This is a genomic window from Rhodococcus opacus, assembly GCF_012396235.1.
Classification (GTDB): domain Bacteria; phylum Actinomycetota; class Actinomycetes; order Mycobacteriales; family Mycobacteriaceae; genus Rhodococcus_F; species Rhodococcus_F opacus.
Window position 1 is genome coordinate 25,490 of record NZ_JAAXPA010000015.1, and the last position, 19,233, is coordinate 44,722.

A 19,233-nucleotide genomic window follows, 5' to 3' on the forward strand; every position below is an offset into this window, starting at 1 on the left:
CACCGTTTCACCACTGACAAGGCGAGGATCATGGGAAGACGACACACCCGCGGCGGCACGGTCACCGTCGTGGGCAACGGCCCGGTGGGGCAGACGACGGCGTTGCTGCTGGCACGCTGGGGCATCCCGGTCACGTTGCTCGACGCACGGGCCGAACGCGACCCGATCGGATCGAAGGCCATCTGCCAGCAGCGGGACGTCCTCGAGGTGTGGGACGCGATCGGCGTCGGCAGGCAGCTGGCCGACGAGGGCGTGACGTGGGGGTGCGCCCGCACGTTCCACCGCGACCACGAACTGTTCGCGCAGACGTTCGTCGACCGCGGCATCTCGTCGTTCCCGCCGTTCGTCAACATCTCCCAGGCGCGGACCGAGGAACTGCTCGACGAGCGGATCGCGGCCACGTCGTCGATCGACGTCCGGTGGGGATACGAGGCCACGTCGGTGGATCAGAACGAGACCGGCGTGACCATCACCTGCCGCACCGGCTCCGGCGAGGAGACCGTCACCTCGGACTTCGCGGTGGTGGCCGTGGGGTCGCGGGGCAGCGCGATCCGGCGGCAACTGGGTGTCACGTTCGACGGTCGCTCGTTCGACGACAAGTTCCTGATCTGCGACATCGCCGCCGACATCCCGGGCTGGGCCGACGAACGCCGCTTCTACTTCGACCCGGAGTGGAACCCGGGCAGGCAGGTGCTCATCCACCCGTGCCCGGACTCGACGTTCCGCATCGACTGGCAGGTGCCCGGCGAGTACGACCTCGAGGCCGAGGAGAAGTCGGGTGCACTGGACGCGCGGATCCGGAAGATCATCGGCGACACCGACTACCGGATCGTGTGGAAATCGGTGTACCGCTTCCACTCCCGGGTCGCGAATCGGATGCGCGTCGACCGGGTGCTGCTGGCCGGCGACGCCGCGCATATCGTGTCGCCGTTCGGGGCACGCGGCCTGAATTCTGGTGTCGCCGACGCCGAGAACGCGGCGTGGAAGCTCGCATTCGTCCTGCGCGGCTGGGCCGACGAGTCGCTGCTCGAGACGTATCACACCGAGCGGCACGCGGCGGCCGTCGAGAACATCGCGGTCACCACGGCGACGATGGATTTCCTCGTCCCGCAGTCCGAGGACCAGCACCGGCACCGGTGCGACGTGCTCACCGCGGCGGTCACCGACCCGCAGGCCCGGGCGCAGGTCGACAGCGGTCGCCTCGCCGAGCCGTTCTGGTACGTCGAATCACCCTTGACCACAATCGATCCGGAACGGCTGTTCGCCGGGCGCCCCGAGCGTGGCTGCACCCCGGCCGCGGCGCCGGGAATCCTCGTGCCCGACACCCCGGTGACGCTGAGCGGTAGTGCCGGTACCCGGCTCCGCGACATCGCCCGGCACGGAATCTTGCTCCTCGTGGGTGACGGTGTGGACGTCGACGAGATCCGAAGCGCGGCCCTTGCAGCGGTGCACACACCGATCCGCCTCGTCCGGCTGTCGGAGATCGACAGCACCGGCGTCCTCACCGCCGCGGTGGACGCGAAGCCCGGCGAGGTGTGGGTCATCCGCCCCGACGCCTACATCGCGGCGGTCACCGACACGGTCGACGAACTGGTCTCTGCGCTGCACCGAATCACCGAACCCGTCGTCGCCGTGATCACCTCCGTGCCAGCTGCTCCGGATCCAGATCGAGTCGTCGCAGCAGCTGTTCGCGCGGAGGTTTCCGTGGAAGGGTGAACGGGGGGTCGTAGGTGGGCGAGATGGGGGTGCCCCAGTCCTTGCGGACGTCGAAGTGTCGTCGGTGGAGAAGTACACCGGCACGGTCTTGTCGATCCGACCTTGTCGCCGTTGCCCGACAGCGTGCCGGTACCGCCCTTGCCCGGGCCGCGCATCCCGAACATCGCGCGGCACTCGGCAGTGGCAGTGTCGATCTCCTGCTCGAGCACATTCAGTCCGATGCCCCGCTCACGCAGATCGGTGCCAAGCGTGATCAAGTGCAGCATCGACCGCCCGAGCCGATCCAACCGAGTGATCACCAGGACGTCGCCTCCACGAAATCGCTTCAGCACCAGAACGAGTTCGGGCCGTGACGCTTTCGTCCCTCCCGCGTGGTCGACGTGGATGTTTTCCGCAGCCACCCCGGCGCGGCGTAACGCATCGACCTGATGGTCGGGGTTCTGGTCTGCGCTGAAATTCTGGCATAGCCGATCAACTTGCGTCGAAATACCCACGTCGAGGTTTTTCGACATAGTTCGAAGCGCCTGGCCGATCGAATTCGCCTTTCTCAGCCGGATTTTCAGGCATAGAGCGGTGATGAACGAGTGGGTCCTGATCCAGTACCAGCGATTGCGGCGCCTAATACGATGTATTTCGACGATCCCGAGCCGCGGCTGTTCACCATTTTCCAGCTGTTGCCGGTCGTCTAGGGGTTCGCCATGGGCCGGGGGGAGTGGCATCCGCAGGAGCGCCGGATGATCAGTTCGGGTTCGACGAGAGTGGTGTCGGCGCCTTCTTCGTCGTTGAGTTCGTCGTAGATCTGTTGGGCGGCGGTGCGGCCGAGTTGTCGGGGGTTCGAGGAAAGGGTGGTCAGGGGTGGTTCGATAAGTTCGGCGTTGTCGACGTTGTCGAAGCTGACAACCTTGACGGTGCCGGCTAGTCCGGCGTCGTGGAAGGCTCGGTAGGCGCCGAGGGCGACGGTGTCGCTGTGGCAGATGATGCCGTCGATCGGTGTACCGGATTGCAGGAGTTCGCGAGCCGCGGCGAGTCCACCTCGGGCGTTGGTGGGCGAGGCGATGAAGGACAACGAGTCCGGGGCGTAGCCGTGGTTGGCGGCGGATTCGCGGACACCGTGGATGCGGTCGTGGCGGGCGATGGCGTCTTCCCGGCCGCCGAGGTAGGTGATGGTGTTGCAGCCGTGCCAGATCAGGTGGTCGGTGGCGAGGCGGCCGCCGGTGATGTCGTCGGTACCGATGTAGAGGTTGCCGGTGTCGCCGATGCGGCGGGTGAGGAAAAGCAGGGGCCGGTCGCGGGCGGTGAGGGTGTCGATGGCGGCGGGTTCGGTGCCGAAGGCGGGCACCATGACGACGCCGGCGACGCTGGTTTCCTGGAGGAAGGTGATCAGTTGGTCTTGTCGGGTGGTGTCGTTGAGGGTGTTGGCGATCAGGCAGACATAGCCGAGTTCGCCCAGGCGTTCTTCGAGGCCGATGATGACTTCGGCGAAGAACGGGTTCGTCACGGTGGTGACCAGTACCCCGATGACGTTGTTGTCCCGGGTCCGTAGTGACGCGGCGCCGCGGTTGTAGATGTAGCCGAGGTCGGTCATCGCCTGGAGGACGCGGTCACGGGTGGGTTGGGAGACCCGCCCGGTTCCGCGCAGGACCAGCGAGGCGGTGGCCCGCGACACGCCGGCGCGCTCGGCGACGTCGAGCAGTGTCGCCGGTTTGGGGCGGTCGTCGGTCGCGGGCATCGGTTCTACCTCCGGTCAATTCTCGCCTCGTGAAACCACGATCTCACGGGCGCGGATCGCTTGGTGGTGAGCGATCGCGGGAGCTAATCCTAGGTGGGAGTCGGGCTGCAGAAGATTCTTGATGGTGTCGGTGTCGAGTTGGGAGGTCACGCGGGGATCGACGGCGAGTGCGTCGGTGAACGAGGTCGCGGTGGTGCTCGCGGTCTGCGCGGCGTCGTAGACGACTTCGTGTGCGAGTTGACGGCCGATGGTTTCGCCGAGGCGCAGCATGATGGCCTCGGAGGCGATCATTCCGCCGGACAGGTCGAGGTTGCTGCGCATCCGTCGCGGATCGAGTTGGAGACCGGAGACGATCAGGTGGATGCGCGACAACGTTTCCGCGGTCAGTTCGCACGCGTGTTGCTCGACGTCGAAGAGGGCGGAGGGTGCGTTGTCCGCGTCATGTTCGCTGATTGCCGATTCGAGGGCCAACGGCACGAGTGCCCTTATCTCGGAGGTCATCCCGATGATGTCCTGGCACAGTTGCGGATTGCGTTTGTGGGGCATTGTCGAACTGCCGACGGTTCCGGCGGGGACGGGTTCTTCGACCTCGTGGTATTCGGTCTTCATGAGTTGGTAGATTTCGCGGCCGATTTTGCCGCTGGTCGTGGCGATCAGGCCGAGGACGGTGACGAACTCCGCGAAGTGGTCGCTGATGCTGCGCGAGGGCACCGCCATTGGGGTCAGGCCCAGGTTGGTGGCCACGGCCCGTTGCAGGGTGTCGGGATCCTCACCGAGGGAGGCGGAGGTGCCGGCGGCGCCGCCGAGGAGGGCGACGAACAGGCGCGGGCTGATCTGATCGAGACGGTCGAGGTGCCGGACGTATTCGTCGATCCACCCGGCGGTCTTGAATCCGAAGGTGATGGGGACGGCGTGCTGGCCGTGGGTGCGGCCGGCCATGATCATCTCCGCCCCGCGTTCGGTGAGCTCGGCGAGCACGGTGAGGATGTCGGTGATCTGGCCGCGAATGATCGTGTGGGCGCGCCGCAACAGCAGGGTGTCCCCGGTTTGGGTGATGTTCTGGGTGGTGGCTCCCCAGTGCACCCAACCGCCGTATTGGTCGGCCGCTCTACCCAGTTCGACGATCAGGGGCATCAAGGGGTGGCTGGTCCGGTCGATCTCACCGTTGATCCGGTCTGAGTCCAGTCTGTCGAGATCGCAGGCCCGGGTGATGGCCTTCCCGGCGTCGGCCGGGATGAGCCCGAGGTCGGCCTGGGCCCTCGCGAGGGCAGCCTCGACGTCGAGCCAGGCCTGCCAGCGTGCGGGTGTGGAGAACAGCTGCTCCATGCCGGTGCCGGGCACTCGCGCGGAGGTGAAGCGTTTCTTCATGATCGGTGTCGCCTTCTCGTTCAGGTGGTGGGCACCGCGGGTGCGGCGACGGCGGCGGCTTTGCCGCGGCGGCCGCGCCGGTCGCCCTGCAGGCGGCTGTTGATGATGAGCACGGCCAGGATGAGGGCGATCTGCAGCGTTCCGTAGGCGGCGGCGGTGCCGAATTCGGAGGAGTAGATGCGGTTGTAGATCTCCACCGACAGCGGCGGGTAGCTGGCCGGGTAGATCACCACCGAGGCCACGTATTCGCCGACGCCGTCGACGAAGGCGAGCAGGGCTCCGGCGAGGATGCCCTTCGACACCAGCGGGATGGTGATGGTGCGCAGCACGGACAGTGGGCCGGCGCCGAGGTTGCGGGCGGCCTCCTCGAGGGAGGGGTCGATGGTGTCGAGGGCGGCGTTGGTGGACCGGAACACCAGCGGCACGAAGCGGACGAAGTAGGCGATCGGCAGGATCCACAGGGTTCCGACCAGGGACAATCCGAGGTTGCTGGGCTGGGGTTCGTTGAAGGCGTTGACGAGGTTGACGCCGATGACCGTTCCGGGCAGCGCCCAGGGCAGCATGACCATGATGTCGACGGTGTTGCGGCCGGGCCCGCGCCAGCGGGCGACGACGTAGGAGGCGCAGGCACCGATGGTGATGGCGCCGATCGTGGCGAGGAAGCTCATCTGCACACTGACCGAGATCGGGAGCAGGCTGGCCGGGTCGGTGAACAGGGTGGTGTAGTTGCCGAGGGTGTAGGTCGGCGGGATGACCTGGGTGGTCCACGAGCTGTCGACCGAGAACGAGACCAGGACGATGGTCAGCACCGGTGCCATCAGCAGCACGGTCAGGACCGTGGTCCCGATTCCGGCGACGATCCGGATCGGCCCGGCACTGACGGTGCGGTCACGCTGAATTCCCTTGGAAAGGCTGCGGTGGGTGCGCCGGCCCTGGTACCACTTCATGCCGATCAGGAACAGGATCGAGACCATTGCCAGGACGGTGGCCTGCGCGGCCGCGAGTTCCTGGTTGCCGACGGTCTTGGTCGAGACGATCTGCATGGTCAGGGTCTGCACGTTGTAGAGCTGCGGGGCGGTGAACGAGGCCATCGAGATCATGAACGTCAGCAGGGCACCGGAGACCAGGGCGGGGGTGAGCATCGGCAGCAGCACCGTCCGCCATACCCGCGACCGGCTCGCGCCCAGGTTGTAGGCGGCGGACTCGAGCGAGGAGTCCATGCCGGCAAGCCCGGCGGCGACGGGGAGGTAGAAGAACGGGTACATGGTGAACACGTGCACGAGCAACACGCCGCCGACGCCGCTGACCGACACCGTCGCGGGGTCGACACCGAACCACTGGGACAGCGCCCGGGGGACGATCCCGGTCTCGCTGTAGAGGAGCACGAACGAGACGGCACCGATCAGCGGTGGCAGCGCCATCGGCAGGATCGCCACCGTCTCGAGGACCCAGCGGCCGGGAAAGTCGAAGCGGTTGAGCAGGATCGCCAGCGCCGACCCGACCAGGCCGCACCCGAGGACCGACGCGACGGAGATCCCGACCGACAGCATCAGCGCGGTGCCGGACGCGCCGGAGAGGAAGGTGCCGTAGTTGTCGGCGGCACCGTCACCGCCGGTGCTGGTGATCGCGGTGTAGGCCATCGGGATGACGACGAAGAACGCCAGGATCGCCAGCACCGGGGCGGCGAGGACGTAGACGAACCGGTCCGAGGAACTCCCGGGCAGTCTCGACCGCAGTGACCTGCGGGGTGGACGAGGCGGTGCGGACGCGGCGGCGGTGTGGGGCAGCGGAGGTTGATCGATCGCGGCGGGGGTGCTCATGACTGCACCAGCCAGGGCTGCCCGGAGGTCACGCCGACGCAGACGTTGTCGCCGACCTGGGGTCGGTCCACGCGGTCCGCGGTGGTGACATGCAGGGTCTGGTCCCCGGAGGCCACCGTGTAGGTGCTGGTGGCGCCGGTAAATTCGACCTCGGTGATGTGGCCCTTGAACAGTCCGTGCTCGGGGGCGACGAAGTCGAGGTTCTCCGGGCGCAGCGACACCGCGAGCCGGTCCCCGGCAGTGACGGGCCCGAAGTCCGGCAACGGCGCGGTCAATTCGGTTCCGTCCGCGAGGCCCACCCGGGCGGAGTCGGCATCGACCGCGAGCACCACCACTGCGGAGACGTTGCTTCGGCCGATGAAGCGGGCAACGAATTCCGTTGCGGGGCGGTGGTAAATCGTCTGTGGGGAGGCAATCTGGTGGACCCGGCCGGCGTCGAGGACCGCGATCCGGTCACTCATGGCCATCGCCTCGGCCTGATCATGGGTGACGTAGATCGAGGTGATTCCCGCGTCGGTCTGCACGCGGCGGATCTGGGTGCGGGTCTCCTCCCGCAGCTTGGCGTCCAGGTTCGACAAGGGCTCGTCCAGCAGCAGCACCGACGGCGAGATCACGACCGCGCGGGCCAGGGCGACGCGTTGCTGCTGTCCACCGGAGAGTTGCTCGATGCGGCGGTCCTCGTACCCGGCGAGACCGACCTGCGCGAGGGCGTCGGTGATACGCCGACCGCGGCCGGTCTTGTCGATCTTGCGGGCCTTGAGACCGTACGCGACGTTCTCGGCGACGCTCATGTGCGGAAACAGCGCATAGTTCTGGAACACCATGCCGGTGTCCCGCTTGTTCGGCGGCATGGTGGTGACGTCTTTGTCCCCGAAAAGCACCCGGCCGCTGGTCGGGGGAACGAAGCCGGCGATGATCCGCAGCAGCGTCGACTTCCCACAGCCGGAGGGGCCCAGGAGGGTGAACAGCTCACCGGCGGCGATGGTGGTGTCCATCTGGATGGTCGTGGTTGTGCCGTAGTTCTTGTGAATGTCGTCGAGTTTGATCGGTATCACGGCGAATGCTCCAGTGAAAAGAGGTGGGGTACGGGGTCGAGTTCAGCTGCGGTTCTTGATGTTCTGGACCCAGTAGTCCATCCATCCGGCTTCGAATTCGTTGATCGTGTGCCAGTCGACCGGCATCTCGTTGAGTCCGACCTCGGCCAGCCAGGACGGAGGCTGCTCGAGCGGCACGGTCGGAAGTTGAAAGGACTTGTCCGCCAACATCTGCTGAGTGGTCGGTTGGAGGAGGAAGTCCAGGAAGGTGTCGGCGGTCTCCCCGTGCGGTCCGTCCTTGATCTTGCCGACCCCATCGAGCAGAACAGGGGCGCCAGAGGCGGGCATGACCGGAGTGAACGGAGCGCCCTTGCTGCGCTGGACGAGGATGTCCTGCAGATTCCAGATACTGACCGGGGCCTCCTGCCGTTGGATGCGCAGGTAAAGATCGCTCGGGTTGGCCGGATAGTCCTTGGTGTTGCGGTCCAGCGCCCGCAGGAAGTCGTAGCCGGCATCAGGTGCGCTGGTCTCGGCCGCGGCACGGCCGATCAAAGCCGAGAAGATGCTGCGCATCGTGCCGGACGCGGCGACGTCACGGAGCAAGATCTTCCCCTGCATGTCGGGTTCGACCAGGTCACCCCAGTCTTTCGGCGCCTGCTCGGGGGTGAGCATCGTATTGTTGTAGAAGATGACCTCGGCCATCCGCATCTCACCGAGCCACAGATTGTCCGCCCCGCGGTACTGCTCGGGAACCCGGTCGATTACCTCCGCCGGCGGCGGGGTGAGTAGACCGGCGTCGACGCCCTGCCCGAACTGCTGGGAGGTTCCGCCCCACCAGATGTCCGCCTGCGGGCGGTTCTTCTCGGCGCGGACACGTTGCAAGACCTCGCTGGCACCGAGCGTGAGCATCTGCACCCGCCCCTTGTACTCCGGATGGGCGGCCTCGAAGGCGTCGACGACCTGCTGGGCGATGACCTTCGGCCGTGAGGTGTAGATGGTCAGGGCCACCGAGTTCGGTCCCGAGGACAGTCCACACGCGGACAGGCCCAGGACCAGGGCGACAATGACGCCCAGGGCGGCTATCAGCCGGATCCTCATTGAGTGCTCCTACCTTCCGAGCACGACCTCCGGCCGCCTCGCTGTGCTGAGCCGGAGCTCCCGAGATGTGGAGGTGATCCGGCTTCGTAAGAATGTGGTAGATCGATCTACCACGCGATCTGTGACCTAGATAACCACCCTCCATCGCGACTGTCAACCCGGACTTCGGCGGCAGTGAATACCGAAAACCACCCGTGCTTGCGGTGACGAATAACGCGAAACCATGACCTACCAGGCCGAGCGCGGCGGGCTCGCGGCCTGGTACTCCCACATCGATGCCGCCGCTCAGTTGGACGAGTACCGCGACGTCCTGGACTCCTCGACCCGCAAACGGGTGCGGAAGACGCTCGACAAATCCCGGGCCCGCGACAGCCTGCAGCCCGCCCGACGTGTCCTGTTCGACCGATTCGAGTACGTGCTGACGGCACGGAAAGTCGTCGGGGTGGGCAGTGTCGGCACCGGGGCCTGGATCATCCTGCTCCGCGGCCCCGGTGGCGACCCGCTGTTCCTGCAGGCCAAGGAGGCGCAACCGTCGGTTCTCGCCGAATACCTGGACGGCCCGGCCTTCACGAACCAGGGCGAACGCGTCGTGACCGGGCAACGGCTGATGCAGGTGGCCGGCGACATCCTCCTCGGCTGGCGATCCGCCTCATCGAAGCTATGAATCCCGACACCATGGCCCTCTACGGGCGACTGTGTGCCAGGGCGCTCGCATATGCGCATGCCCGCGCCGGAGACCGGTTCGCCATCGGCGGGTACCTCGATTCGGACGACGATTGCGAGAAGGCGCTCACTGCGTTCGCCGAGACCTATGCCGACCAGAACGAACGCGACCCCACAGCGCTACGGAAGGCGATCGACGACGGGCGGATCGCCGCGCACCAGGGGGCATGATCCGGCAAGGTCGAGGCAGGCTGCGGTCAGTTCCGGCTCAGCCGTTCCGGATCCAGATCGAGTCGCCGCAGCAGCTGCGCGTTGAGGGCGACGACGATGGTGGAAACGGACATCAGGATCGCCGCGACCGCGGGCGAGATCGCGACCCCGGCGAACGCGAGGACGCCGGCGGCCAAGGGGACGGCAATGACGTTGTATCCGGTGGCCCACACCAGGTTCTGCCACATCTTGCGGTAGCTCGCCTGCGACAGGTCGATGATCGAGAGGACGGCGCGGGGGTCGTCGGCGGCGAGGACGACACCGGCCGATTCGATGGCGACGTCCGTGCCGGCGCCGATCGCGACGCCGACGTCCGCGCGGGCGAGTGCGGGCGCGTCGTTGACGCCGTCACCGACCATCGCCACCCGGTGACCGCGCGCCTGGAGTGCGGCCACCTCGGCGTCCTTGTTCTCCGGGAGCACGTCGGCGAACGCTTCGTCGATGCCGAGATCGGCGGCGACGGCGTCGGCCACCTGACGAGCGTCTCCGGTGATCATCGCGACCTTCACACCGCGCTCGTGCAGGGCGTCGATCGCCTGCCGCGACTCCTCTCGGACGGCGTCCTCGAGCGCCACCGCGCCGAGCACCCGCCCGTCGCGGACCACGTGGAGGACGGAGGCGCCGCGCTCGACCCACCGTTTCGTCTGCGCCGCAACGTCACCGGGAACCGTCACGTTCAGTTCGGCGAGCATCGCCGGTCCGCCGACGGCCACTTCCACGCCTCCGACGTTCGCGCGCACCCCGCGTCCGGGCAGCGACCGGAAGTCGGATGCGGTGCGCCGCTCGTCCGCGGGCACGTTCGCGGCCGCCTCGGCGACGATGGCCCGCGCGACCGGGTGCTCGCTGTCGGCCTCCACGGCGGCGGCGAGCGCGAGCAGTTCGGTTTCGGTGACACCCGCGGTGGTGACCACCCCGGTGACGGCGTGCCTGCCCTGGGTCAGGGTGCCGGTCTTGTCGAACAGGACGACGTCGACGTTGCGCATGCGTTCGAGGGCTAGCCGGTCCTTCACCAGGACACCGGCCTTCGCAGCACGCTCGGTGGAAATGGCGATCACGAGGGGTATCGCCAGGCCGAGGGCGTGCGGGCAGGCGATCACCAGAACGGTGACGGTCCGCACCACGGCCTCGTCCACGTTGCCGAGCAGCGACCACACCACGAACGTGAGAAGCCCTGCGATCGAGGCGAAGTAGAACAGGAACGCCGCGGCGCGGTCGGCGAGGGCCTGGGCCCGGGACGAGGACGACTGCGCGTCGGCGACCAGTCGCTGGATGCCGGCGAGGGCGGTGTCCTCCCCCACGGCGCCTACCTGGATGCGCAGCGCGCTGTCGGTGGCGACGGTGCCGGCGACCACGGTGTCGCCGACCGACCGTGGGACGGGATTGGACTCGCCGGTGATCATCGATTCGTCGACCTCCGCACGGCCGTCCTCGACGGTGCCGTCGGCGGGGATGCGGCCTCCGGCCCGCACCAGCACGAGGTCGCCGGTGGCGAGTTCGGAGACGGGCACTTCGGTGACGCCGTCGTCGGTGACCCTGTCGGCGGTGTCGGGAAGCAGCGCGGCGAGCGCGTCGAGGGCACCGGACGCCGACCCCAGCGCCCGCATCTCCAACCAGTGTCCGAGCAGCATGATGACGATGAGAAGCGCCAGCTCCCACCAGAAGTCGAGGTTGAATCCGCCGATCTGCAGGGTCGTCACCCACGACGCGAGGAACGCGACCGTGATCGCCATGCCGATCAGCAGCATCATGCCGGGCCGCCGCGACTTCAGCTCACTCCACGCGCCGGTGAGGAACGGTGCGCCGCCGTAGAAGAAGATCGCGGTGCCGACCACCGGCGGAATCCACGACGCACCGGGGAAGTCGGGGACGGTGTAGCCGAGGAGGTCGGCGAACATGTGGCTGAACACCACCACCGGCACCGACAGCGCGAGGCTGATCCAGAATTTCTGTCGGAACACCTCACCGTGCGCCCCGTGACCGGCGTGCCGATCCGCGTGGTCACCGTGTGCGTCGTGCCCGGCGTGTCCGGTGTTCCGGACCTGTTCCACTTCCTGCTGCTGATGATCGTGAGACATGCCTGCTCCCTCGGAAGCTGCTCTCGTGGTCTGGTTTCAGGAACGCACCAGTCGTGCGATGGCGTCGGTGGCTTCCTTGATCTTCGCGTCGGCCTCGGTGCCGCCGGCGACGGCAGCGTCGACGACGCAGTGGCTGATGTGGTCTTCGAGCAGCCCCAGCGCCACGGCCTGCAGCGCCTTGGTCATCGCGGAGACCTGGGTGAGGATGTCGATGCAGTACTTCTCGTCCTCGACCATCCGCTGGAGGCCCCGCGCCTGGCCTTCGATGCGGCGCAGGCGCTTGAGGTAGTCGTCCTTGGCGCTGATGTATCCGTGGCCGGCCGCGTGGTCGTGGTCGGTGGTCGGTTGCTCGGTCATTGTGATTCCCCTCGGGTGGGAGTGGTCAGGGGCTGGAAGCGGCGCAGTCGCAGGCTGTTGCTCACGACGAACACCGATGAGAATGCCATGGCGGCACCGGCCAGCATGGGGTTGAGCAGGCCCGCCGCCGCCAGTGGCAACGCCGCGACGTTGTAGGCGAAGGCCCAGAACAGGTTGCCCTTGATCGTGCTCAACGTCTTGCGCGACAACCGGATCGCGTCGGCCGCGGCCCGGAGGTCGCCGCGTACCAGCGTGAGGTCGCTGGCCTCGATGGCCACGTCCGTGCCGGTTCCCATGGCGAGACCGAGGTCGGCCTGAGCGAGGGCGGCGGCGTCGTTGACCCCGTCGCCGACCATCGCGACGACCTTGCCCTCGGCCTGCAGACGCTTGATCACGTCGACCTTGTCCTGGGGCAGCACCTCGGCGACGACGTCGCCGATGCCGACCTGGGCGGCGATCGCCCGGGCCGCGGACGTGTTGTCGCCGGTGAGCATGATCGGGGTGAGACCCAGCTCGCGGAACTGCGCCACCGCCTCGCGCGACGTCGGCTTCACGGTGTCGGCGACCACGAGCACGCCGCGCGCCTGGCCGTCCCAGCCGATCCCGACGGCGGTCTTGCCCTCCGACTCCGCCGCGTCGACGGCGCGCTGGAGTTCCGTGGTGAGCTGCAGCGACCAGTCGCGGAGCAGTTTCGCGCGGCCGATTACCACCGCGTGTCCGTCGATCATGCCCTGGACGCCGAGTCCGGCGAGGTTGGTGAACTGTTCGACGTCGGGCAGCGTCGTCAACCGGTCCCGTGCCGCGCGGGTGATCGCCCGTGCGATGGGATGCTCGGACGCGTCCTCGAGGGCGCCCGCGAACCGCAGAACCTGCTCCGCGTCCTGGCCGTCCGCGGCGACCACGTCGTGCAGCGACATCGTGCCGGTAGTGACGGTGCCGGTCTTGTCGACGACCACGGTGTCGACCCGCCGCGTCGATTCCAGAACTTCGGGCCCCTTGATCAGGATGCCCAGCTGGGCCCCGCGTCCCGTGCCCACCATGAGGGCGGTCGGGGTGGCGAGTCCGAGCGCACACGGGCACGCGATGATCAGGACGGCGACCGCGGCGGTGAACGCGGCGGCGACCGAACCGCCGGTGCCGATCCAGAAACCGAGGGTCGCGACCGACAACGCGATCACGATCGGGACGAAGATGCCGGAGATTCGGTCGGCCAGGCGTTGCACCTCGGCCTTGCCGGTCTGCGCGTCCTCGACCATCCACGCCATCTGCGCGAGCTGCGTGTCGGCTCCGATCCGGCTGGCGCGAACCACGATTCGGCCGCCAACGTTGACCGTCGCACCCGCCACCTCGGTGTCCGGCGACACCTCGACCGGCACGGATTCACCGGTCAGCATCGACGCGTCCACCGCCGACGAACCTTCGACGACGACGCCGTCGGTGGCGATCTTCTCGCCCGGACGGACCACGAACAGGTCGCCGACCTCGAGCTGGTCGATGCCGATCAGCTGTTCGGTGCCGTCACGCAGCACCGAAACCTCTTTGGCACCCAGTTCGAGCAGCGCCCGCAGTGCCGCTCCCGCCCGGCGTTTGGCGCGGGCCTCGAAGAAACGGCCGGCGAGGATGAACGTGGTGACGCCGGCGGCGGCCTCCAGATAGATGTTGCCGGTGCCGTCGACCCGCGCGATCGTGAGCTCGAACGGGTGCGTCATGCCCGGCATACCGGCGGTGCCCCAGAACAGGGCGTACAGCGACCAGCCGAACGCGGCCAGCGTGCCCATCGACACCAGGGTGTCCATGGTCGCAGTGCCGTGCCGCAGGTTCGTCCAGGCAGCCTTGTGGAACGGCCACGCACCCCAGACCACGACCGGGGCCGCGAGGGTGAGCGAGAGCCACTGCCAGTTCGTGAATTGCAGCGCCGGGATCATCGCCATCGCGATGACGGGAACCGTCAGCACCGCCGACACGAGAAGCCGCTGCCGCAGTTCCGCCGCCGGGTCCTCTTCCTCCGGGGCCGGGGGCTTCACCTCGGGCAGTCGCGCCGTGTACCCGGCCTGCTCGACCGTGGCGACGAGGTCTTCGGGCGAGACGTCGGCGGCGTCGTAATGGACGCGGGCCTTCTCCGTCGCGTAGTTGACGGTCGCGGTGACGCCGTCCAGTTTGTTCAGCTTGCGTTCGATGCGGTTGGCGCACGACGCGCAGGTCATTCCGCCGATGGCCAGTTCGATCTGGGAATCGGGTGGTGCAGCAATGTCGGTCGAGCGGGTCATCACTTGTCCTCCGGTCCGGCGGTGGCCGTGAATTCCGCGGTGTGGACGGCGCCGGCGTGCTGGAAGTCCAGGAACAGCCGGTAATCGCCCGCGCTGGGTGCGGTGACGGCGAAGTCGATCCCGGGTCCCGCCGCGGTGACGCCGTCGCCGGGATGTCCGTCCGGGTGCACGTGCAGGTATCCGAGGTCGGTGGTGCGCAGCGCCACCAGGTGACCGTATGCGCCGAGGTAGGGCTGCAGATCGGTGACGGGCTGTCCGTCGCGGCTCACCGAGAGGGTCACGTTCGACGTCTCTCCCGGTCGCAGCGCGCCGCCGAGGGTGACGGTGTACCCGTCCACGGTGGCGGTCGGTGCCGGAGCCGGCAGTTCCTGCGGGTCGTAGGTGCCCGCGACGCGCAGGTCCGTGCCCAGGGTGACGCCTTCGCCGCCTGCCGGGGTGAAGTCCGCGAACACGCGGTAGTCGCCGCCGCGGGCGAGGTCGAGGGGGACGCTCCACGTTCCGGTCGCGTCGAGCGTCGGGTGGACGTGCTGGAACCCGGCGAGGTCCCGGCGGACGACGATCAGGTGCAGCAGTTTCTCGTGCTCCACGGTGTAGTCCGTCACGGGTACCCCCGAGGGGTTCGTGATCCGGAACTGCACCGGGACCGCGGCACCGGCGGTGACCTGGTCGGATGCGAGTTCGAGGGTGTAGCCGTCGGCGGTGGGCGTCAGTCCGCCCGGGGTCGGGTCGGCGGCGGCGTCGTGGCCTCCCGCTCCGTGGCCGTCGTCCTCGGCCGTGTGTGTGGCGGGCTCGGCGACGTCCGGACCGGCAACCGACCCGAGAGCGAGCGCGGCGCCGAAGATCACGACGAGGCCGACGGTGAATCCGGCGAACTTGCCGGTTGCGTTCATGATGGGGCTCCTGTGGTGGAGTGGCCGGCTCGACCGGCGTGTTCGAGTGCCCGGCTCAGCCGGCGACGGAATATCCGGCTTCTTCGACGGCGCCCGCGACGGCGCTCGGATCGAGGTCGGTGGTGCTGTCGATGACGACCTTGCCGGTGGCCAGATCGACGTTCACGGAGGTGACGCCGGGGAGTGCGCTGATCTCCTCGGTAACCGAGGACACGCAGTGGTTGCAGGTCATGCCGGTGACGGTGACGCTCGAGGTGCTCACGGGTCTGCCTCTCTTCGGGGTATCGATGTCGTGTCTGAGAACTACCATACCCCCCTACCGTATTTGCGCAAGGGTGACGGCGACCACCGAGTCCGTGTTCCTCGCCCACGTGGGCCAGGGAAGGTGATTGAGTGAGATACCGCATCTCACCCCACTGGGAAACGGAGCCCGGCAATGTCGATGGACAAACGGTCGCGCATTCCGTCACCGGTCCGGCCGTGCTGATCTCCTTCCTGATCGCGGGTGTCGCCAGTGCCGCGGCCGCACTGTGTTACGCCGAGTTCGCCGGAATGATCCCCAAGGCCGGATCGGCCTACACCTACGGCTACGTGGCGCTCGGCGAGATCGTCGGCTGGTTCATCGGCTGGGACCTGCTGCTCGAATACATCGCGGTGGCGGCCGTCGTCGCGATCGGCGTGTCCGGGTGCTTCCGGTTCCTGCTCGACCAGGTCGGCATCAGCCTGCCCGACTGGATGATGGGCGCGCTGGGCACCGGTGACGGGCACGTGTTCGACGTCTTCGCGGCCCTGTTCTGCCTCGGCACCGCCTGGGTGCTCTCGCGCGGAATCCGCAGTGTCGGTCGATTCGAGACGATCGCGGTGGCGATCAAGGCCGCGTTGGTCGTTCTCATCATCGCGCTGGGCGTCTTCCACATCGACAGCGCCAACTACACCCCCTACTTCCCGTTCGGCACCGCCGCCGTCTTCACCGGCGCGGCCACCGTGTTCTTCGCGGTGTTCGGATACGACGCGATGAGCACCGCCGCCGAGGAATCGAAGGACGCCACCAAGCACCTGCCGAAGGCAATCCTGTATTCCCTCGGCATCGCGATGACGCTGTACGTCCTGGTCACCCTCGTGCTGACCGGAATGCAGAAGTACACCGAGATCAGCCCCGAGAGCGGCTTCTCCACCGCGTTCGAGTCGGTCGGCATGCCCGGGGTCGCGAACATCATCGCGGTCGGGGCCATCGTCGGCATCATCACCGTCGTGCTCACCTTCATGCTCGGCGTGACCCGTGTGTGGTACGCGATGAGCCGGGACGGCCTGCTCCCGGAATGGTTCGCGAAGACGCACCCCGTGCGCAAGGTGCCGACGCGGGTGACGTGGATCGTGGGGATCGGTTCGCTGCTGCTGGCCGGGTTCTTCCCGATCAACACCGTCGCGGAACTCACCAACATCGGAATCCTGTCGGCGTTCATCGTCGTCTGCATCGCGGTCGCGGTGCTCCGGCGGACCCGCCCGGAGGTCCCCCGCACGTTCACGCTTCCGTTCATGCCGGTCATCCCGATCATCGGCGTCGTGTTCTCCGGCTGGCTCATCCTGTCGCTGCCGTGGGAGACCTGGCTGCGGTTCGGGATCTGGCTGATCCTCGGCCTGATCGTGTACTTCGTCTACTCGCGCAAGCACTCCAAGCTCGAAGTGGCAGAGCCGGTGCCGCGTGGCTGACGATAACCGGAAACGGGTGGACGCGACCACCCTGACCGGTGTTCCCGCGACGATGATGTGGACCCTCCGTAACCGTGCCGTCGAGGCGTCGCGTCCCGACGGCACGCTGGTCGACCCGCTCGCCGTGACGCTCTACGAGACCCTCGACTATCCGTACGAGAACTTCGGGAAGCCGAGCCAATCCCACGCTCTGCGCGCTCGGGCCTTCGACGACGAGATACGGGCGTTCCTCGCCGATCACCCCGGCGGAACGGTCGTCGCTCTCGGTGAAGGATTGCAGACCAGCTACCGGCGGATCGGTGATCCCGACGTCCGGTGGGTGTCGATCGACCTGCCCGAGGTGGTCGCGCTACGCAGGCAACTGCTGCCGGACGAGCCGAACGTCACCACACTCGCGGTGTCCGCGCTGGACCGCTCGTGGATGGACCACGTCGACACCGGCCGGGCCGTGTTCGTGTCGGCGGAGGGCCTGCTGATGTATCTGCCCGCCGACGAGTCGCTGTCCCTGATCGGCGACTGCGCCCGGCGTTTCCCCAGCGGCCGGATGATGTTCGACTCGGTACCGAAATGGTTGAGCCGCAAGACGCAGAAAGGAATGCGAATTCACGGCGACTACTCCGTCCCGCCGATGCCGTTCCACCTCTCCGCCGGCGATGCAGCGGACCTGCCCGGACAGGTGCCGGACCTTGCGTTCACCCGTGAGGTGACGCTGCCTCTCGGCCGGGGCCTGTGGGGGTCGACCCTGCTCCGCAAGGTGTCGGAACTGCGGCCGCTGCGCAACTCGCGTCCGACGTTGACCCTCTGCGGATTCGCCGGCTGAACCCGTCCGACGAGCGATGTGGGCCGGCCCGCAGCAGAATGGTGCAATGGCGGACCGCGGATTCACCCCGACACAGCTCGCGGCACGTGCCGCGTACCTGCTTCGCGGCAACGACCTCGGCACGATGACGAGTGCCGCGCCGCGCCTGTACCCGCACATGTGGAGTTGGGACGCGGCGTTCGTCGCGGTCGGCCTGGCGCCCTTGAGCGTGGAGCGGGCCGTCGTCGAACTCGACACCCTGCTCTCGGCGCAGTGGAAGAACGGGATGATCCCGCACATCGTGTTCGCGAACGGCGTCGACGGATACTTCCCCGGCCCCGGGCGCTGGGAGTGCGGGACCCTCGCGGCGCACGCGCCGAGCGGCACGCAGACGTCGGGGATCACCCAGCCGCCCGTGCACGCCATCGCGGTGCAGCGCATCCTCGACCACTCGCGCAGGCACGGTCGCAGCACCCGCGCCGTCGCCGAGGAGTTCCTCGACCGGCGCTGGCCCGACCTCGTGCGCTGGCACCGCTGGCTGGCCAACGCCCGCGACCTCGACGGCAACGGCCGGATCGCGCTGTACCACGGCTGGGAGTCCGGCATGGACAACTCGCCGCGCTGGGACCACTCGTACGCCAACGTCGTGGCCGGGGTGATGCCCACATATCTGCGCGAGGATCTGTCCCACGTCGCCGACACCGGACAGCGGCCGTCCAACGGCGAATACGACCGCTACCTGTGGCTGCTCGAGGAGATGAAGACCGTCCGCTACGACGACGCGGAACTGGCCACCGCCATGAGCTTCGCGGTGGAGGACGTGTTCGTCAGCGCCGTGTTCTCGATGGCGTGCGAGGTGCTCGCGACCATCGGCGAGGAACATTCGATGCCGAACTCCGACGTCCGGGAACTGCACGGGTGGGCGGCCCGGTTCCGGCAGGGCGTCCTCACGACCACCGACCAACGGTCCGGGGCGGCCCGCGATTTCGATCTGCGCAGCGGCCGGTGGATTTCCACCGAAACCCTCGCGATGTTCTCTCCCCTGCTGTGCGGCGGCCTGAGCCGTGACGCCGAACGCGCCCTGCTCCGTACGTTCGAGGGACCGAAATTCTGCGGCCACCCCGACCTCCGGTACGCCGTGCCGCCGTCGACGTCGCCGGTGTCGGGCGACTTCCGCCCGCGCGAGTACTGGCGCGGTCCGGTGTGGCCGGTGATGACGTGGCTGTTCTCCTGGGCGTTCGCCCGGCGCGGGTGGGCCGAGCGCGCCCACCTGCTGCGGTCCGAGGGGCTGCGGCAGGCGAGCGACGGCAGCTTCGCCGAATACTACGAACCGTTCACCGGTCAGCCCCTCGGCAGCATGCAGCAGTCGTGGACGGCCGCCGCGGTCCTGGACTGGTTGGGCTGACGCTCCCGTGAGTACTTATTAACCGCGGGACG

14 protein-coding genes and 2 pseudogenes are annotated in these 19,233 nt (G+C 67.9%); 5 read left to right on the top strand and 11 right to left on the bottom strand.

Annotation, left to right across the window (positions count from 1 at the left end; all coding sequences use genetic code 11):
- The first annotated feature begins 30 nt into the window (after nt 1–30).
- The gene (locus HGB39_RS20525; protein ID WP_005570712.1) at nt 31–1,716 is read left to right on the top strand and encodes an FAD-dependent monooxygenase; all 1,686 of its coding nucleotides are present in this window, start codon (nt 31–33) and stop codon (nt 1,714–1,716) included.
- A 206-nt stretch (nt 1,717–1,922) separates the two neighbouring features.
- Here the strand turns inward: HGB39_RS20525 and HGB39_RS39915 are convergent.
- The 6 genes and pseudogenes from HGB39_RS39915 to HGB39_RS20555 all read right to left on the bottom strand — a co-directional run.
- Nucleotides 1,923–2,435, bottom strand: a pseudogene (locus HGB39_RS39915) (recombinase family protein); the annotation flags it as partial.
- Nucleotides 2,402–3,445 carry a LacI family DNA-binding transcriptional regulator gene (locus HGB39_RS20535; protein WP_005570716.1) on the bottom strand — a complete coding sequence of 348 codons (1,044 nt, stop codon included), beginning with the start codon at nt 3,443–3,445 and terminating at the stop codon, nt 2,402–2,404. The pseudogene HGB39_RS39915 and the gene HGB39_RS20535, both read right to left, overlap by 34 nt.
- A 15-nt stretch (nt 3,446–3,460) precedes the next feature.
- On the bottom strand, nt 3,461–4,813 hold the full coding sequence (locus HGB39_RS20540) for a class-II fumarase/aspartase family protein (protein WP_064080310.1): 1,353 nt from the start codon (nt 4,811–4,813) through the stop codon (nt 3,461–3,463).
- Nucleotides 4,814–4,833: 20 nt separating this feature from the next.
- Nucleotides 4,834–6,633: an ABC transporter permease gene (locus tag HGB39_RS20545; RefSeq protein ID WP_005575021.1), complete on the bottom strand. Its 1,800-nt coding sequence runs from the start codon at nt 6,631–6,633 to the stop codon at nt 4,834–4,836.
- On the bottom strand, nt 6,630–7,688 hold the full coding sequence (locus HGB39_RS20550) for an ABC transporter ATP-binding protein (RefSeq protein ID WP_005254336.1): 1,059 nt from the start codon (nt 7,686–7,688) through the stop codon (nt 6,630–6,632). The genes HGB39_RS20545 and HGB39_RS20550 overlap by 4 nt, the downstream gene beginning before the upstream one ends.
- Nucleotides 7,689–7,730: 42 nt before the next feature.
- Nucleotides 7,731–8,765, bottom strand: coding sequence for an extracellular solute-binding protein (locus HGB39_RS20555; protein WP_005575022.1), 1,035 nt, complete (start codon nt 8,763–8,765; stop codon nt 7,731–7,733).
- Nucleotides 8,766–8,979: 214 nt separating this feature from the next.
- Between HGB39_RS20555 and HGB39_RS20560 the strand changes: the two are divergent.
- Nucleotides 8,980–9,659: pseudogene (locus tag HGB39_RS20560) on the top strand (DUF2252 family protein); the annotation flags it as partial.
- 26 nt (nt 9,660–9,685) lie between these two features.
- Here HGB39_RS20560 and HGB39_RS20565 read toward each other — a convergent pair.
- Genes HGB39_RS20565 through HGB39_RS20585 form a run of 5 tightly spaced genes read right to left on the bottom strand, consistent with a single transcriptional unit; the run spans nt 9,686 to nt 15,549 of the window.
- On the bottom strand, nt 9,686–11,773 hold the full coding sequence (locus HGB39_RS20565) for a heavy metal translocating P-type ATPase (protein WP_005575024.1): 2,088 nt from the start codon (nt 11,771–11,773) through the stop codon (nt 9,686–9,688).
- A gap of 36 nt (nt 11,774–11,809) precedes the next feature.
- Entirely contained in the window at nt 11,810–12,130 is a 321-nt protein-coding gene (locus HGB39_RS20570) for a metal-sensitive transcriptional regulator (RefSeq protein WP_005254339.1), read from the bottom strand.
- The gene (locus HGB39_RS20575; RefSeq protein ID WP_005575025.1) at nt 12,127–14,397 is read right to left on the bottom strand and encodes a heavy metal translocating P-type ATPase; all 2,271 of its coding nucleotides are present in this window, start codon (nt 14,395–14,397) and stop codon (nt 12,127–12,129) included. The genes HGB39_RS20570 and HGB39_RS20575 overlap by 4 nt, the downstream gene beginning before the upstream one ends.
- Nucleotides 14,397–15,287, bottom strand: a complete 891-nt coding sequence (locus tag HGB39_RS20580) for a DUF8832 domain-containing protein (protein ID WP_005575027.1) — start codon at nt 15,285–15,287, stop codon at nt 14,397–14,399. Before HGB39_RS20580 ends, HGB39_RS20575 begins: the two co-directional genes overlap by 1 nt.
- 55 nt (nt 15,288–15,342) lie before the next feature.
- Nucleotides 15,343–15,549: a heavy-metal-associated domain-containing protein gene (locus HGB39_RS20585; RefSeq protein WP_005575029.1), complete on the bottom strand. Its 207-nt coding sequence runs from the start codon at nt 15,547–15,549 to the stop codon at nt 15,343–15,345.
- A 131-nt stretch (nt 15,550–15,680) separates the two neighbouring features.
- On the opposite strand from HGB39_RS20585, the gene HGB39_RS20590 reads away from it, so the two are divergent.
- From HGB39_RS20590 to ggh, 3 genes are read left to right on the top strand one after another with little or no spacing between them, the layout of a single operon-like run.
- Nucleotides 15,681–16,997 (top strand): amino acid permease, encoded by a 1,317-nt coding sequence (locus tag HGB39_RS20590; protein WP_005575031.1) that lies wholly within the window; start codon nt 15,681–15,683, stop codon nt 16,995–16,997.
- Entirely contained in the window at nt 16,990–17,817 is an 828-nt protein-coding gene (locus HGB39_RS20595; RefSeq protein ID WP_005575034.1) for a class I SAM-dependent methyltransferase, read from the top strand. The genes HGB39_RS20590 and HGB39_RS20595 overlap by 8 nt, the downstream gene beginning before the upstream one ends.
- Nucleotides 17,818–17,863: 46 nt before the next feature.
- Entirely contained in the window at nt 17,864–19,201 is a 1,338-nt protein-coding gene (ggh, locus tag HGB39_RS20600) for a glucosylglycerate hydrolase (protein ID WP_005249245.1), read from the top strand.
- Nucleotides 19,202–19,233: the final 32 nt, after the last annotated feature.